At 50.7% G+C, this 16,970-nt stretch carries 15 protein-coding genes; 4 read left to right on the top strand and 11 right to left on the bottom strand.

Going from position 1 to position 16,970, the window contains the following annotated elements:
* Positions 1-70: 70 nt before the first annotated feature.
* The 9 genes from fliZ to LA04_RS16205 form a co-directional block, all read right to left on the bottom strand.
* Positions 71-622, bottom strand: a complete 552-nt coding sequence (fliZ, locus tag LA04_RS16165) for a flagella biosynthesis regulatory protein FliZ (protein ID WP_008500339.1) — start codon at positions 620-622, stop codon at positions 71-73.
* A gap of 54 nt (positions 623-676) precedes the next feature.
* Positions 677-1,396: an RNA polymerase sigma factor FliA gene (locus tag LA04_RS16170; protein WP_014170714.1), complete on the bottom strand. Its 720-nt coding sequence runs from the start codon at positions 1,394-1,396 to the stop codon at positions 677-679.
* 101 nt (positions 1,397-1,497) lie between these two features.
* Entirely contained in the window at positions 1,498-2,622 is a 1,125-nt protein-coding gene (locus LA04_RS16175; RefSeq protein WP_047652375.1) for an FkbM family methyltransferase, read from the bottom strand.
* Positions 2,623-2,644: 22 nt separating this feature from the next.
* On the bottom strand, positions 2,645-3,760 hold the full coding sequence (locus LA04_RS16180; RefSeq protein ID WP_047652376.1) for a Gfo/Idh/MocA family protein: 1,116 nt from the start codon (positions 3,758-3,760) through the stop codon (positions 2,645-2,647).
* 10 nt (positions 3,761-3,770) lie between these two features.
* A complete protein-coding gene (locus tag LA04_RS16185) occupies positions 3,771-4,937 on the bottom strand; it encodes an ATP-grasp domain-containing protein (RefSeq protein ID WP_047652377.1) in 1,167 nt (388 codons plus the stop codon).
* Positions 4,934-6,094, bottom strand: coding sequence for a DegT/DnrJ/EryC1/StrS family aminotransferase (locus tag LA04_RS16190; protein WP_047652378.1), 1,161 nt, complete (start codon positions 6,092-6,094; stop codon positions 4,934-4,936). The genes LA04_RS16185 and LA04_RS16190 overlap by 4 nt, the downstream gene beginning before the upstream one ends.
* 64 nt (positions 6,095-6,158) lie before the next feature.
* Complete coding sequence (locus LA04_RS16195) at positions 6,159-9,500, bottom strand: bifunctional class I SAM-dependent methyltransferase/glycosyltransferase (RefSeq protein WP_081957713.1); 3,342 nt, start codon at positions 9,498-9,500, stop codon at positions 6,159-6,161.
* Positions 9,501-9,545: 45 nt separating this feature from the next.
* Positions 9,546-10,940, bottom strand: coding sequence for a hypothetical protein (locus tag LA04_RS16200; protein WP_047652380.1), 1,395 nt, complete (start codon positions 10,938-10,940; stop codon positions 9,546-9,548).
* A 202-nt stretch (positions 10,941-11,142) separates the two neighbouring features.
* Positions 11,143-11,979: a flagellin N-terminal helical domain-containing protein gene (locus LA04_RS16205; RefSeq protein WP_047652381.1), complete on the bottom strand. Its 837-nt coding sequence runs from the start codon at positions 11,977-11,979 to the stop codon at positions 11,143-11,145.
* Between the two features lie 353 nt (positions 11,980-12,332).
* Between LA04_RS16205 and fliD the strand changes: the two genes are divergently transcribed.
* The 4 genes from fliD to amyA all read left to right on the top strand — a co-directional run bounded on the left by fliD (position 12,333) and on the right by amyA (position 15,935).
* Positions 12,333-13,598: a flagellar filament capping protein FliD gene (fliD, locus tag LA04_RS16210; protein ID WP_047652382.1), complete on the top strand. Its 1,266-nt coding sequence runs from the start codon at positions 12,333-12,335 to the stop codon at positions 13,596-13,598.
* 13 nt (positions 13,599-13,611) lie between these two features.
* Positions 13,612-14,016, top strand: a complete 405-nt coding sequence (fliS, locus tag LA04_RS16215; RefSeq protein ID WP_023325565.1) for a flagellar export chaperone FliS — start codon at positions 13,612-13,614, stop codon at positions 14,014-14,016.
* Positions 14,017-14,021: 5 nt separating this feature from the next.
* On the top strand, positions 14,022-14,384 hold the full coding sequence (fliT, locus tag LA04_RS16220) for a flagella biosynthesis regulatory protein FliT (RefSeq protein WP_047652383.1): 363 nt from the start codon (positions 14,022-14,024) through the stop codon (positions 14,382-14,384).
* Positions 14,385-14,447: 63 nt separating this feature from the next.
* Positions 14,448-15,935: an alpha-amylase gene (gene amyA / locus LA04_RS16225; protein ID WP_047652728.1), complete on the top strand. Its 1,488-nt coding sequence runs from the start codon at positions 14,448-14,450 to the stop codon at positions 15,933-15,935.
* Between the two features lie 102 nt (positions 15,936-16,037).
* Here the strand turns inward: amyA and yedD are convergent, their stop codons facing one another.
* Both yedD and fliE read right to left on the bottom strand, forming a co-directional pair.
* A complete protein-coding gene (gene yedD, locus LA04_RS16230; protein ID WP_032658652.1) occupies positions 16,038-16,451 on the bottom strand; it encodes a lipoprotein YedD in 414 nt (137 codons plus the stop codon).
* A 74-nt stretch (positions 16,452-16,525) separates the two neighbouring features.
* A complete protein-coding gene (fliE, locus tag LA04_RS16235) occupies positions 16,526-16,840 on the bottom strand; it encodes a flagellar hook-basal body complex protein FliE (RefSeq protein ID WP_008500329.1) in 315 nt (104 codons plus the stop codon).
* Positions 16,841-16,970: the final 130 nt, after the last annotated feature.

A 16,970-nucleotide genomic window follows, 5' to 3' on the forward strand; every position in this document is an offset into this window, starting at 1 on the left:
TGGAATTTTTACGTAGTGTAGAGAAATCGCCTGCCACGTCAAAGGCGACTGCGCTACATCTTATTCTTTTTTAATATATATCAGAAGTTGTTCCGGCGTGGGCTTTCTGCTTTATGGCACCCGGCATTTGTACCTTGTATTGCGCATACTTGCGCAGCGCAATTCGGTAGTTGTTGGTGCTGGTCGCAGGCAGCCACGGCTCCAGATTTTCATCCAGATAACCGGTTTTCAGCAGATCGCGAGAAATATTGTTTACGGTCAGATGTTGCCCAAGGCGTCGCAGGCGAACGACATATTCGCGAACGGTGCCGTGGCTCATCTCCGTTTGTTCAAACAGGAACTGCTTGAAGCCGATAATATCGAAGAAGTCGCTTTGCTCTTTGCAGTGGAGATCGCCACAGAAACGGCAAAGCGCCACCCACTCTTTTTGCTCTTCGAGCCATGCTGCTTCGTCCATCAACGTGTCGAGACGCGAAATCGCAATCTTATTGACGATTTCGCCCCGGCGAACCAGCGTGATACGATCGAGTAACTTGTTACAGTGGGCGCAATGCGTCTGGCTGTGTTTAAAGTCTTTCAGGTAGCGGCTTAAAGGCCGTCTTTTAGATTGCTGCACCGTCATGATAACTCCTGGTTGTCAATACGTTGTGCGGCATTTTTAAGGTGAATCAATCACCTATAACTTACCCAGCTTGGTTCGTAAGCGTTTAATGGCCTGGCTGTGCAGCTGGCTCACCCGCGACTCTCCCACCTCCAGAACAGCGCCAATCTCTTTGAGGTTAAGCTCTTCCTGGTAATAAAGGGTCAACACCAGCTGTTCGCGTTCAGGCAGAGCTTCAATAGCCTCCATGACGCGCTGGCGTAAATTCCCTTCCATTAAATGGTGTAACGGGTTTTCCTGCTGGTGCTCGTCCGTCACCAGCTCGATGCTATCGCCATGCTCTTCTCGCCACTCGTCATAAGAGAAGAGTTGGCTATTATTGGTATCGAGCAACATCTGACGATACTCTTCAACAGCAATGCCAAGACGTTCCGCCACTTCGGTTTCCGTTGCGTTACGTCCCAGTTCCTGTTCCAGCTGCCCCATCGCATGCGCCACTTCGCGCGCGTTGCGGCGAACGCTGCGCGGCACCCAGTCGCGGCTGCGCAGCTCGTCCAGCATCGCACCACGAATACGCTGAACTGCGTAAGTCGTAAATGCCGTTCCTTGCAGAGCGTCGTATCGGTCAACTGCATTCAATAACCCGATACCGCCCGCCTGTAGCAGATCGTCGAGTTCCACGCTCGCCGGCAAGCGCACCTGGAGGCGCAATGCTTCGTGACGCACCAGCGGGACATAACGCTGCCACAGCGAGTGTTTATCCATTACACCTTCAGCGGTATAGAGTGAATTCACGATAAACAGCCCTGCGTTAGTTGAGTTATCGGCATGATTATCCGATTCTGGAGGGCAATCAATTGGATGAATAATGGGTGAAATGGGCGTTTATTTGCCTATTACTGTAATAACCTCGATTTCGGCACAGCATATAAAACCAGTTCAAAAGCAAGTTCCGGATGGTGGCCACGAAGATAAAAATGGTAATCAGCGCTGAGTGATTGAATATATTGTGGAATAGTCAGAAGATCTTCCGGCTTATGATAAAGACTAATCGCTAATAGTGGGTGCCAGGCGCGAATGGTGCCCGCGGCGCCCTGGAGTGCTTTGAGCTCTGCACCTTCGACATCCATTTTTATGAAAGTGGCTTTACCGCCCTGCAAGATATTATCAATGCTATCGAGCTCAATCGTAACCGTATCGCTGCTTTGCTCCACAAGCCGCGAAGAGAGCGCATTTCCAGATTGAAAAGAGAGCACGGTTTTATTCTCCCATACCCCTTTTTGCACCGGCTGGCAGAATGGCCATTGTCGGGTATTATCACAAAGCTGAGAAAAATTACCGGCATCAGGTTCGAAACCGACAATTTTCTCCGGCATCTCAACGCCCTGATGGGCAACTTCCTGCATAAACGCGCCGATGCTATCACCATTGTAGGCACCACAATCAATGAACACTTCGTTATTCTGCAGGCGGAGTATATCGGCAGGAAAATAGTGGACTGGCTCGTATACTGCCTGGTAATAGCCGCGGGTTGCGCTGAGACGCTGTTTAAGGAACGCGACCAGCGTTTCTCTTGAACGTTCGTCCGCGAGGCCGGCATAGACGGCTTCAAGGGTATCGCTATGCTCGTCACAAAACGACTGTGTATACCACAGCGTGGTGCTGACTCCGATAAAGGCAGGATCGTAAACCAGCACGTTTGCGCCGCCGCGACGTAATTCCTGTTGCAATGCATCACGGACGTATTGCAGCGCAACGATACAGTTAAATTTACCGGGTTGTTCGATAAGGTCTTCAATTGCCACCACCGGCAGGCCATGGAAGGTCATGCCTTCAGTGATGTATTGTCGGTTTAACGCTACCTTATCGAGAGGCATATTTTCCCGGAACATAAATTCCGCGGTCATCTGCCCAAGGCAACCGGCTCCATAGAGAACCAGCGGAAGTCCGTTGGCGCGCATGTCGCGGATGCCCTTGAAGAAATGATTATCGTAGCCCTGTATCTGTTCGAGTAATGTCATGTAGTCCTCAGCTCAACCTTTATTAACGATGTAAATTGACTTTGGCAGACGTCACGGCGCTCTGCTGCGCTTTTTCGAGAAACTCGAGACCGCGAACGGCCGTATCACAACTGAAGCTATATTCCGTAGGATCACCGCGTAAACTAGCGGCGATGTCGGCGTAGTAGTTAGCGAATGCCTCAATGAATCCGGCAGGATGCCCGGCTTTAAAACGACAATAGCGAGGCTGATTAGCCACCTTGTTGTCCCCTGCCGTTCGATCAATCAGATGCACGTTGCCATGCCGATCGGCGAGTCGGAGATATTCTGGCTCCATTTGCAGCCATTCTGCGCTGCCTTCTGACCCATATATACGGATTCGCAAACCATTGCGGTAACCGAGCGCGGCCTTGCCGTACCAGTAGTTACAGACCATGTCGTCGCTATAGCGGGAGATCAGGTTAATCGTATCGATAACGTCCGATACACGGGCAAAGGTGCTGTTGATCGCATAGACATCTTCGGCTTGCTTATCCGTCAGAAACTCCACCAGCTGGTGCACATGGACACCCAGGTCGAGCGAAACAGTAGGAATATCCCCATCAAATCGTCGCCATTCCTGAGGCTGAGGCACGCTGCCATCCTCGCGGCTGCGAATAAACCCTTCCTGGGGCATTTCAACCATAACATGCTGAATTTTGCCCAACTCGCCGCTAAGCAGACGATTACGCAATTCGCGAACCATGGGATAACCGGTGTAGTTATAGGTGACGTACAGTTGTCCTTTCATCTCGAAGACTCGCCGGGCGATATCCTTCGCGTCGGCTACACTTGCAACCATCGCTTTTTCACTGATCACCGGCAGGCCATACTCCAGACAGGCCAGGATAATTTCACGGTGGGAGGGTGTGGGCGTCAGTATGACGACCGCATCCATCTGCGCATGTTGTTCTTCAAGCAATGTGACTGCGCTGGAGTAAATGGCCTCGTCTTTAACCCCCCAAGCTCGACCCGTCTGCTGGTTAAGCGACGTATCGCGGCTAAAGCAGCCCGTCGTAAGCTGAAAATGCCCGTCCATTTGACTAGCGATGTTGTGAGTGAGACCGATGGCAGAATTGATCCCACCGCCGATAAACCCGAGAGACAGAGGCCTGTGCATAATCCGGTCCTTACAATGAATTAAATGAGAAATAGTTTTTTAGCTGCGGCGTGTAGCGTGCCATGGCATTGAGTTCGGTAAATTCAGCAAAAACCAGTCCGGCACGATCCTCTGGTGCTGGTCCGAGTTCATCGCCCGGCTTTTTCAGCGGGATAGTTTGAATGATCGTGGCTGGTAGCGGAGCGTAGCTGAAGCCAAAAAATCGGCTCTGCCGTTCGCAAGAGACCGTATGGCGTGCAACGTATCGCTGGCGCGCCGGTCGCCGATTCGGGAACGCACTCTCCCCGCCGATAAAGGGCAACACAAATTCACGGCAATAATCTACGCCCGTCGAGAGTTCAATCAATTTCGAGTAGAGATCGCCTGGGCATCGGCGGGTGACTTCAATCAACCAAAAATCCTGTTCGTCAGCGATGAGTTGCGTGTGCAACAAACCATCCACCAGAGCTAAATCGCTGACAATGGCCTGCATACACTCGCTGATGCGGTCGCGCATCAGCTCGCTGAGATTGACGCTCAAGCAACTGCTATTTACCTGCCACGGATAGACCGTGCAAAACTCATCAACAAAAAATTCGCAGACAATTTGCCCATTGCGAATAAAAGCAGAATGGCTATATAGGGCTCCCTGGCAGAATGTTTCAATGACACACTGCCCTCCCGGCGATGCAGAGCAGGCGATTTTTACCGCCTCATCCAGCTCTGACGGCTGATGAATAAGTGAAATCCCCATACCACTGTAAGCATCAACAGGTTTAACCAGCAGCGGGAATGCTAGCAAGTGCGCGTCCTGCGGGCTTCTTACAGCCCGCGGTATTGGGTAGCCTTGGGCGCTGGCCCATTTTCTGAAGCGATCTTTCAAAAAGAGAAGATCGCTGACTTCGGGTGAGTCGAAGCCTGGAAGGCCAAGCTCATCCGCCACACGGCAACCTGAAAGATAGGACACATCGGTTACGCCGGGGGATAGCGCAGTAATTTTTTCATTACGGGCAATCGCCAGTACGGCTTTGCTATCGGCATAATTTTGCACGCAGGTCGCGTTGGCATATTTCATACCTGCATCCTGAGCTTTGCCGCTACAGGCGAGCGTACGAAAACCCGCCGCTTTTATGGCCTGTTGTAACGGCAGTGAGGCAAAACCCGCATCCAGGATCATTGCAGTGCGCATCACGGTCATACTACGAGCCCCGCGTATATTGCCGACTCGTTAGACGGTACCTCACCAGACAGAGATGCGCGTCTAAGAGCATTCACTACGCGATCTTGATCCTCTGGCGTTAATCCGGGATAAATTGGAAGGCACAGCACCTTGTCGGCGATATCATTGGCAACAGGCAGATGCTCTTCAGCAGAAGAAGGAAACCCTCTGTACATCGCAAAAGAACTAATTAATGGATAGAAATAGCGGCGAGTCAGAATGCCGTCAGCTTTAAATAATGTATAAACATCATCGCGACTCATGCCAAATTTCGGCTCAATGAGCACCGGGAAATATGCATGGTTCCAGCTCACATCGTCTGGCACGTCGACAAACGTTAATCCTTCCAGTCCTTTTAACAGCTCGCGATAGCGTTGATGAATCGCTTTGCGTTCTTCCAGAGCTTTATCAATATGCTTAAGTTGCAGAAGACCAAACGCCGCTTCCACTTCATTCATTTTGGCGTTTATGCCTGGTGCCACGATGCGGGTCTCACCGGCAAAACCAAAGTTCTTTAGATAGTCGATGCGCTGTTTAGTTTTAAGATCCTGGGAAATGATCGCCCCCCCCTCAAAGGTGTTAAAAACTTTGGTGGCATGGAAGCTGAGTACCGACAAATCACCATGGTTTAGAATGCTGATATCATTTTTTCGAACATTAAACGCATGCGCGGCATCATAAATTACCCGTAAGCCATAGACGTCAGCAATTTTCTGTATTTTGTCGATGTCGCAAGGGATACCATAACAATGGACCGGCAAAATGGCCGTGGTATTTGGCGTAATTAATTCTTCGATGCAATCCGGGTTAATATTATAGGTTCGTGGATCAATATCAGCGAAGACAGGCGTTAAGCCATTCCACAGCAAACTGTGTGAGGTCGCCACAAAGGAATACGGCGTAGTGATTACCTCTCCGCTCAGACGCAATGCCTGAAATGCCGTCAGCAGCGCCAGCGTACCGTTAGCGAATAGAGAAAGGTGTTTAACGCCAAGGTATTGCGCCAGAGCCTCTTCCAGCTGCTGGTGGAAAGGCCCGCCATTTGTCAGAGTCTTGTTTTGCCAGATTTTCTCCAGATAAGGAATAAACTCCTCCAAAGGGGGCAAAAATGGACTGGTTACGTAAATTTCATTCATAGCGTACCTCGGTATTGATACCGTTAAATTTTGCCCAACTGGCAGCCTGATAATTGATTGCCATTCACGAACGCTCCTCGGCAATGAGAAACGGATGTGGCTTTTCTCCCCGACAATAGATTTCCCATGCTTCACGCAGCGCCCGCTCAAAATTTTCGGCAACATTAAAATCTGGCAAGGGATTAACCGGGATCCTATCCCGCATCCCCAGACGTATTTCAGCTAACGCTGGAATATGTTGACGCCAGCCAATTGCCTTATAAATATAATCATCCTCATCATCAGCGATAAACTGTTCCAGCCCGTAAGAACGCATAATATCTACTCCCTGCTGGCAGGGTATGGTCGGGCCATTCATTGTAATTGTCGGAACGCCCATCCAGGCTCCATGATGCGTCGTTGTTCCGCCGCTGTAGGGGTAGGCATCAAGTAAAATATCGATTTCATGGTGCAGAGCCAGGTATTCGTCCAGTTCGACCAGACCACGGAAAAGTAATCTGTCTTGCGAAACTCCACGCTGTTTAAAGCGCTTCGTCATGGCAGAGATCATTTCGGCATCGGTCATATTACCGATTAAGAGACGACTTTCAGGGTAGCCGTGCAAAATTGAAGCCCACGTATTCAGAACCTGGTCATTTATTTTTTTTGACCGGTTGAAGCTTCCAAACGTGATAAAACCATTGTGCAGCGCAGGTAAGGGGTTAATATCGGAGCTTCGCGGGTGAGGTTCGAAACTCTTACGCGTCGCCACGAACATCGCATTTTCCACCAGCTGTTTTTCAAGGGCCGGAGACTGTGCCAGGCTCGCCGAAAGCAGAATATAATCCATCTCTTTCATCCCGGTGGTGCCAGGGTATCCTATCCATGTAATCTGGATCGGTGCCGGGCGCAGAGCGAAGACCGGTAGCCGGTTATAAGCGGTATGGCCCGATAAATCGAACAGAATATCAATCCCATCTTCTGCGATCAGTTTCGCCAGCTCAATATCGCTGATAGCATCAACCTGGCGCCAAAGGGTAGCGCTCTGACGCAGGTGGCGATAAACGTCATCCTCTTCCAGGAAAAGCGTGTTATAGGCAACCAAATCATATTTTTCGCGATTAATGGCGTCCCAGTATGGCAGCAGGAAATTTGCCACCGGATGTTTACGCAAATCTCCGGAAACAAAACCGAGCCGAAGTTTGCGCTGAGGTTCCTGGGAATTAGTTAGCGTCAGCTTTACCCCGGTCTCTTCAGCCCAGGACGCCGTACGACGGCCAAACTCGATATGCTTTTCCAGCAGCTCTTCAGCCTTCACGCTAGCGTCATGACTCATCACAAAAAGTAAATTGCTGAAGTAACCAAAATTGTAATTACTGAGCTCAACAGCCTTTTCCATAAAATAGCGCGCTTCTGCCATTTTATGGTTGTCACTCAGGACAATGCCGGTGAGTCCAAGCGAACTTGGGCCGGGATGCTGAAAACGCATAATTTCCCTACAGCATTTTTCTGCCAACGACATATCGCCGTAAGCATGGTGCAGCGATGCCATACTGAGCCAGTAATCAATATTTTTTTTATTCAGGCGCAGTAAAGTACGGACAATCAGCCGCGAACCGTAAAACTCACGCTTGCGCTGAAGTACTGTGGCGAGATCATAATAGATATCAAGGCTGGAAAAATAATATCCCATTAGCGTACAAAGCGATGCCAGAGCGTCATCCCAGGCAGAGGTTAAGACGCACGTTTTTGAGTAGCAGCGAAGCACATGAATATTGTCGGGTTTTTTCTCCATCAATGCGCGGGCGTACTCCCGGGCTTCTTGAGATCGCCCTTCCTGAATGAGACTGTTCGCTCGTGCATAAATGGCATCGACGTCAGGATCGGCTAATTCGGATTCGGCGTTGCCCTTCAGCAGCAATCCCCCCTGTGCCTTGTCGACGCTCAATAATAACAGCAGCGAAAGCTGCGATTTGAGTACGTCGAGCATGCCCGCACGCAGAAAACACTGCAGATGTTTTTTCCATGCCTCCGGAGAGCCCGTCAGCAGCCCTTTAATTTTCAGCGACGAGTAGTGTTGCCAGTTTGCCAGTCCTGCTCTGTTCATATCGTACTGAAGATAACGCCACTCGTCGGGCGTTAAGGAGACCCACTCTCCCCACAAATTCATGATGCGGATGGCATCCAACGGCTGTTCGGAAGGCAGCCCCCCCACCGGTGCCAGCTCATCGTTTTGCGCAGCGTTATAGGGGCCTGGAGCCGCACTCCAAAAGAGGCCGTCCGCGCCTGTCATAAACAGCGTTGTGAGGGCATCCAGGACCGTATCCTGATAATCCTCCTGCGTTTCAGGGGCATGGCAGTTGAGCAGTAGCTGCTCGAAACTTAAGGACATCGGCCAGACATTACCCAGCAATTCCATGATGCGGATAATAACGGCGTTGTCGGTGCGAATGATTCGACCGTTACTGTTCCTGAATTGATGCGGTGCTTTTGCGGGATCCATTTCGACCGGCACAAAGCTTCCGGCCCAGTGCAGGTTTCTAAGCTGATTAAGATCCGGTTTGATGGGAGGCTGGTGGCTATTCAGGTGACACAGCAGAGTAAAGCGTTCTGAGCGCTGCACGGCATAGTCAAGATACTGCTGTGCCATTGTTCTGCTGGCTCCGGCACTGACGGCCTCGAGCAGTTCTTCAATTGTCGGATTATAATAGCTTCCTAGCTCTGACTGCGGAAGGATATCGCCCAGATACTGCAGACCCACCTGTTCCGCCTGTGAACAGAAGGCAGCCAAAGTACATGCCCCGTCAGTCGGGGTTAAGAAGGCGAGAATCAGTGCGTTGTCGTCCATTTTTTCAGCACGTAGGACTTCGTTCTTGAGCGCGCCTTCCTCCAGTGTTAATAGCATAAAACTCAGCATGGCACGGGCAGAAGCCAGCAGATCGCTGCCCGCTTCTGCCCGTTCAAGGTGAAAGCGTAGCGCTTCACCCAACGCGAGACGCGCTGAACTTCCCGGCAGCACAGACCATTTTATGGCGATAACACCATTTATGGATAAATGCGCGTGACACCACTGCAAGAGTGCTTCTCGCTCGCTTTTGCCCAGAAAAGCAAAACTCTGGTGGATAATGATGTAATCAAACTCGCCGGGATCGACCGCAAGCAAATCCCCTAACCCTGCCTCAAACAGTTCAACATTCTGACAACCCAGTCCTGCAACCAACTGCTTCCCCTTCAGGATCGCCTGTCCATCAATATCCACACCAATAGCTATACTCTCCGGGTGAGCCCAGGCGTGCATAATGAGGCTCGTTGCCGATCCACAACCAATCTCCATGACATGAGCAAATGCAGGAACCGGCGTGGCCAGGAGATTAAGTGCCGCAGCAGCATAAAGGGTCTCAGGGCTGACCCGTTGGTTGGGATACATTGTCGTCACGTTTATTCCAGATTCTCGTTATTACAGGGCCAGTGTTTAGCGTTGGTATTTACCGATAAGTGTTGATTTAAACTCCTGATAGGGGCCCTCTGCCTTCATCGCCACCCAGCAAAACGCCTCATCCACAGCGGGGCTACCCAGTACTGCGCAACGCTCAGCACGGGTAATCGAATGCTGGTCTTGTGGCGAAAGGCTATCCAGGCACGCAAAGAGTGCGACCTGTTCCAGGCCCGGCGCACAGTTGCCGCTGGTAAGGTTAACGTCGATAAAGTGTGCGGCCCGATCGAGATAGCGTTGTGCGATGCCGCAAGGTCTGGCGTAGATAAAACCGGCAAAGACCTCTTCCCAGAACGGTGAGTCTTCGGTTTGTAACAACAGTAGCGACGCGTCGGGCTCGGCCCAGGGTTTACGCGCAAGCACATTTGAATTAATGGCAATAACAGATGTATTAAAAGTGCTCAGAGCATGGCGCAGGAAAACAATGCGACGCGCAGCGCTGATCACTGAGGTGTCCGTATTGCTGCCGATCGTCTCATGGCTGGCAGAGAGATTGAGCTCGGGAAATTGTTCCCGAAGCGCCAGCAGACTTTCTTTTATCTCATTGCTACCATTGAAAACGTGAACGTGAACATCCAGGACGTCGCGATTGGTTTCATAGAGGGAGTAAAGCGTCGGTACGGCGTGTTCGAAATATTCTTCGCGAGTGCAGGTTAGCAATACCGTCGTTTTGGTCTCTGAGGTTTTTACAATCCAGTTTTCCCAGGCACCCTTCACCGCTACGTACTCGCTCGCGTTAAGCGATCTAAAATCAATGTAAGAATCCGGAATGCCTCCAAGCCGGTAGATGCCGCAAGTAATCATCAACAGGGCCATAGGGTCTTCGCCAATTAATGCAGCGTCTGCCGTCAGGGCCTGGATAACAACCATCGCCTGGTTGAAATCATTTTCCATTAAACAGATTAACAGCAGGATTTTCAGCACAGGTGCCGAATTGCTGACCAGCGAAAGGTTGTTGTTTATTAAGAATAGTGCTGAGCTGATTTCATTTACGCGAAACAGTAGCTGAATGGCGGCGACAAGATAATGAATATTACTGTCGGCGTTTAATGCCGAGACAACATATTCGGTCAGCTGTGCACATTGGGATGAAGATAATATCTGTTTATCGCCAGTACGGGACTCATCAAGCGCACTGTTGGCCAGCACGATGGCACATAGCATGTCTTTTAATGCCGCATCTTTTTCAGCATCCAGCCCCGTTTCGGCTGAGCGAATCATCGGTTCGAGAGCGGTAAAATTAGTGCTTTTAAAACTGAAAATTTCGGCCGTAATGTTGGCAGGCATAATATCGGCTTCTGGCAGATCAATGAATCGGGTAAACACATTCCGATAAAACTGACGCATAGCCCGGCTACGTGCGAATTCACTCATCTTATAACTCTTCGGTAAACTGTCGTCAGACGACCAGAACAGGAGATTTTAGGCAGAGTAACACTGTGTCTCAGGAGTGATGGCGGGAAAACGCTGATAAATGCAGCCTTATTTTACAGATTACCACCCGGTGATTTTACGGAACAATAGTGAAAAAAAAGGCTGCTGTTTCCAGCAACCTTTTTTAAATATTTGGCGTCTATTAACGCAGCAGGGACAGCATAGCCTGTGGAACCTGGTTTGCCTGAGACAGCACGGAAGTACCAGCCTGCTGCAGGATCTGCGCGCGAGACATGTTAGAAACTTCAGTTGCATAGTCAGCGTCCTGGATACGGGACTGAGCAGCAGACAGGTTAGTGATAGAGTTGTTCAGGTTGTTGATGGTAGATTCGAAACGGTTCTGAATCGCACCCATGTTAGAACGCGCGGTATCAATTTTGGAGATAGCATTGTCTGCAGCAGTGATGAACGCTTTTGCAGTGCTGTTATCGGTGATAGTACCGGTCAGTCCAGTGTCGAGGCTGGTTGCTTTTGCGTTGATCAGTGCGCCAGTGGTGATAGCGATGCTATCAGTTGCGCCAGTACCTGCACCAACCTGGATGTTCAGGGAAGCTGTCTGGCTACCGTCCAGCAGTTTTTTGCCGTTGAAGTTAGCAGCGCCAGCGATACGATCGATTTCACCCAGGCGCTGAGTGATTTCAGTGCTGATTGAGGTGTAGTCAGTAGTACCGTTAGTGTCGTTCGCAGCCTGAACAGCCAGCTCACGGATACGCTGTAAGTTGGAGTTGATCTCGTTCAGGTTACCTTCAGCGGTCTGAACCAGAGAGATACCGTCGTTAGCGTTACGTGCAGCCTGAGTCATCCCTTTGATCTGAGAGTTCATGCGGTTTGCAATTGCCTGACCAGCAGCGTCATCTTTAGAGCTGTTGATACGCAGACCGGAAGACAGACGCTCGATAGCGGTGCCCAGAGAAGACTGAGATTTGTTCAGGTTGTTCTGAGTGGTCAGGGACAACAGGTTAGTATTGATAACTGCCATAATTTTAATTCCTTCAAAAATGGTTTCTAGGGTCGGTGCCTAACACTCACGGCGTCTCTCACCGTCAACAAGGTTATCGACGCCCTTGAAGCAGACTTTAGAAAATATCGAAGAAAAAAAATAACATTTTGTTTTATAACAATTTATTTAGCAGTAATGGCACTAAGAATACCAACCAGTTGTAAAATGTTAAGGCTAGTTGCTTTATTTTTACCCTCCTCAATAACGACCTGTCAGACGTTAAAAGCGAAATAATGAACGCTTATTGCGCGATTATTTTTTAAAACTCGCCGTAAACTTTTTGCAAGATGGGCCGATAAACGACTGAAACATCCATTGAAAAGGAACATTACATGGCGACTATCAGTAATCTCGGGGTGGGCGTGCCCGGCCTGTCGGATCTGTACGATAAGCTGCAGGCAGCAGAAGAGACTAAATTAACGGCGATTGCCAAACAAAAGACTACTTACGACGCGCAAATCACCGGTTACGGAAAATTACAAAGCGCCCTGACCACCCTGCAAACCGCAGCAGCAAAGCTGGCAAAGACGGATACCTGGAACTCTACGTCCGTTTCCAGCACCAACACCGCATTCTCCGCTATCAGTACCTCCAGCGCTAACGTTGGCGACGTTACTATTAATGTCGGTAAGATCGCGAAAGGCCAGGTTCTGACGACTACTCCCGGCACCATTGATAGCAACACAAAGCAGTTGGGGGGGGCAACGGGTTCCAATAGCCGAACCATTACCATCACCCAAGCAGGAGCTGACAGCAAACCACTGACGGTAACGCTCGCCGATGGCGATACTTCACTGAACGCCGTCATCGGCAGCGCCGCGCTGAGTGTGCAGGTTAAGTCACAAAATGCCGTCATTAACGTGAACGGTATTCAAATTGTTCGCCAGAGCAATACCATTACTGACGCTCTGCCTGGCGTAACATTAACCCTGAAAGCCCCGAGCACGGCAGATGAAACTCTGACGGTAGCCCGCTCTACCGACGATAACAAAAAAGCCATTACGGACTGGGTTAATGCCTATAACTCTCTGCAGTCTACCATCGCTTCTCTGACCAAATACGAGCCGCCTGCAGTGGGTGCAACCGCCCAGTCTTCGAACAACGGCGTGTTAATGGGTGACAGCACTATCCGCGGAGTACAATCCGATCTTCGTGCTTTATTGACCAATGTACAAAGTGGATCCTATGCCATCATGGCTCAACTTGGCATCACTCAGGACCCGGTCAAAGGCGCAGATGGTGCGATTGGCAACCTAAAAATTGATGATAAAAAATTAACCAAGATCCTCACCGACGATCCGGCTGGTGTGCAGGCCTATTTTGTGGGTGACGGAAAACAAACCGGTTTCGCCACACAAATGAATAACACCTTGACCGATATGCTGAGCACCTCTATCGGTAAAGAGGGTGTGATTCAGAATGCGAAGGACGGTATTAACGCCACGCTCAAATCCATCGGCAAACGTTACGACGCGATGGAGTTAACCATTGAAGCCACGATGGCGCGTTATAAAAAGCAATTTAACGATTTGGATAAGCTGGTCACTAAATTCAATGGCACGGCCACTTATTTAAACCAACAGTTCAGCAGTAAGTAATAAAGGAACCGATATGTATAGCAAATCTGGTGTACAAGCCTATCAACAGGTAGGTCTTGAATCTGCTGTCTTGAGTGCCAGCCCGCACCAGTTGGTAGTCATGCTGTTCGACGGTATCCATAGCGCGCTTATTCGGGCGCGCCTTTTCCTTGAGCAGGGAGATATCCCAGCGAAAGGAGAGGCCCTGTCTAAGGCCATTAATATTATCGAAAATGGCCTTAAGGCTGGGTTAAATATGGATGTGGGGGGGGAACTCCCCCGCAACCTTTCTGCGCTTTATGACTATATGGTACGCCGTTTGTTACATGCCAACCTGCGCAATGACATCGAGGCAATTACCGAAGTCGAGGCTCTGCTGCTCAATATTTCTGACGCCTGGAAGCAAATCGGCCCGGGTTATTCTCCCAAGCAGGATTAACAGTAATGAACAACTCCAGCTTATCCCTAAAAAAGTGGCATGCTCTTAATGCGCTTAGTAATACCATGCTAAGCCTTGCTCAATCCGGGAAATGGGATGAGCTTATTGACCAGGAAGTTGCGTACGTTTCGCTGGTTGAAGAGATCAGCACGACCCCATTTCCGCCGGACAGTAAGTCTGTTCAGGACCAGGCTATGGTGATACTGAATCAGGTGCTTCAGAATGAAATCATTCTTAAAGAGTTGCTACAGGAAAGGATGAGCGAGCTAAGCGGCCTTATTGCGCAAACCAACAAGCAAAAAAACGTAAACGTGACCTACGGTAGGCTTTCTGGCAACATTTTATTTCCCGGAGAGATGAATCAATAATACACATTAGCGATTCATCATCCATACTCCAGAAGTCTGCCAACGGCTTCTGGAGCAAGGATGATGAAAAACCCCACCCTGTTACAATGCTTTCACTGGTATTACCCCGCAGGCGGTGAATTGTGGCGAGAAGTCGCGGCATTAGCCCCCAACCTTAACGAAATCGGCATCAACATGATCTGGCTGCCGCCCGCGTATAAAGGCGCATCAGGCGGGTATTCTGTCGGCTATGACTCCTATGACCTGTTCGATCTGGGCGAGTTTGACCAGAAAGGCAGTATCGCCACCAAATACGGCGACAAAGCGCAGCTGCTGGAGGCCATCAACGCCCTTAAGAGCAACGACATTGCCGTGCTGCTGGACGTGGTGGTCAACCACAAAATGGGCGCTGATGAAAAAGAGCCTGTGCGCGTGCAGCGCGTGAACGAGCAGGATCGCACGCAGATCGACGATGAGGTCATCGAGTGCGAAGCCTGGACTCGCTACACCTTCCCTGCCCGTGCCGGGCAGTATTCGCAGTTTATCTGGGACTACAAATGCTTCAGCGGCGTCGACCACATTGAAAACCCCGATGAAGACGGCATCTTTAAAATCGTCAACGACTACACCGGCGAAGGCTGGAACGATCAGGTTGATGATGAGATGGGTAACTTCGACTATCTGATGGGCGAAAATATCGACTTTCGCAATCACGCCGTGACCGAGGAGATCAAATACTGGGCCCGCTGGGTCATGGAACAGACACGCTGCGACGGTTTTCGTCTGGACGCCGTCAAGCATATTCCCGCCTGGTTTTACAAAGAGTGGATTGAGCACGTCCAGGAAGTCGCCGACCAGCCGCTGTTTATCGTGGCGGAATACTGGTCCCACGAGGTGGATAAACTGCAGGCCTATATTGACCAGGTCGAAGGCAAAACCATGCTGTTTGATGCCCCTCTGCAGATGAAATTCCACGAGGCGTCACGTCAGGGCCGGGATTACGACATGAGCCAAATCTTCACCGGCACCCTGGTAGAAGCCGATCCGTTCCATGCGGTCACCCTCGTCGCGAACCACGACACCCAGCCTTTGCAGGCGCTGGAAGCCCCGGTCGAAGCCTGGTTTAAACCGCTGGCGTACGCGCTGATCCTGCTGCGGGAAAATGGCGTGCCGAGCGTCTTTTATCCGGATCTTTTCGGCGCCAGCTATGACGACGCGGGAGGAGACGGTGAAACGTACCATATTGATATGCCGGTCATTGAGCAGCTTCACGAGCTGATCCTCGCTCGACAGCGTTTTGCCCACGGCGTGCAAACGCTGTTTTTTGACCATCCTAACTGCATCGCCTTCAGCCGCAGCGGCACGGAAGACGATCCCGGCTGCGTGGTGGTGCTGTCGAACGGGGACGACGGCGAGAAGGTGATTTGTCTTGGGGAAAACTACGGCAACAAAACGTGGCGGGATTTTCTCGGCAATCGCGAAGAAACCATCACCACGGCGGCGGATGGCGAAGGGACGTTTACCTGTAATGGGGGAAGCGTCAGCGTTTGGGTAATAGAGGATGCGCTGTAGAACGTGAAACGTGCGGCCTGATGCCCTCACCCCGTCCCTCTCCCACGGGGAGAGGGCGCAAACACCAAAAACGGCAACGAGGTTGCCGTTTTGCTTTTAGCCTTAGGGCAGCTTACTCTCCAGCGGATTCTTGCTCAGGTAATCGGCACACTCAACCGTTGGGCGATCGACCTTCTGCAGCTCCAGCCCGTCGTATTCAAGCGTCGAGCCATCGCGCTCCAGCGGATAGATATCCAGCTTACGCGTCACGTTGTAATAACTGTCTGAACGCAGCATGATTTTACCCGGCACGGCAATCACGCGCTGCCATTGACGGCAGTCCAGCGTATCGCCCTCTTCCGTCACCACCAGCGTGGCAATCGCCTTCGGGCTGACCAAGTTGCTCTGGGGCCCTTTCGACTGCCAGTATCCCGCCAGATGCGCCGGGACAGGATGCTTGATCACGTCGTTATAGTTATCGACCTGAACACACCCGGTCAGTGCCAGCAGCGCGCCAGCAATTGCTATTTTTTTCATCATCTTTCCTGCATTCGAAGAAAAAAATATTGTGGCATTAAAGCGCTGCGGCTGCCAGCGAAGATCGACAGGTCTTAAACCTGCATCCCCATCACTTCCTGATAGGCCGACACCAGCTTGTTACGCACCTGGATCCCCATCTGCAGGGAAACCGAGGCTTTTTGCAAATCGGTCATCACATCATTCAGCGCCACGCCCGGCTCGCCGAGGGTGAACTTCTCTGCCTGAGTGCGCGCTGCGGTCTGAGTATCACTGATACGGTCAAGAGCGGCATGCAGTTGCCCCGCGAAGCTGATGCTCGGCTGCTGATCTGCCACATTCTGATTACGGGCCGTCATCGCCGTTGCCTGCAACTGACTGATTACCCCTTCAATGCCCTGTATAGCCATGACTCTCCCCTGGATGGTTTTTTACGCGGTCAAGACTAACAGCTTGTCAATAAGATAATGGCGGTAAATAGCATGAAAAAACCAGGTTATTTGACGCATAGAAAATCACGAATCATCAAATAATGGCAGG

The organism is Enterobacter sp. UCD-UG_FMILLET (assembly GCF_000762975.1).
GTDB lineage: Bacteria > Pseudomonadota > Gammaproteobacteria > Enterobacterales > Enterobacteriaceae > Enterobacter > Enterobacter dykesii.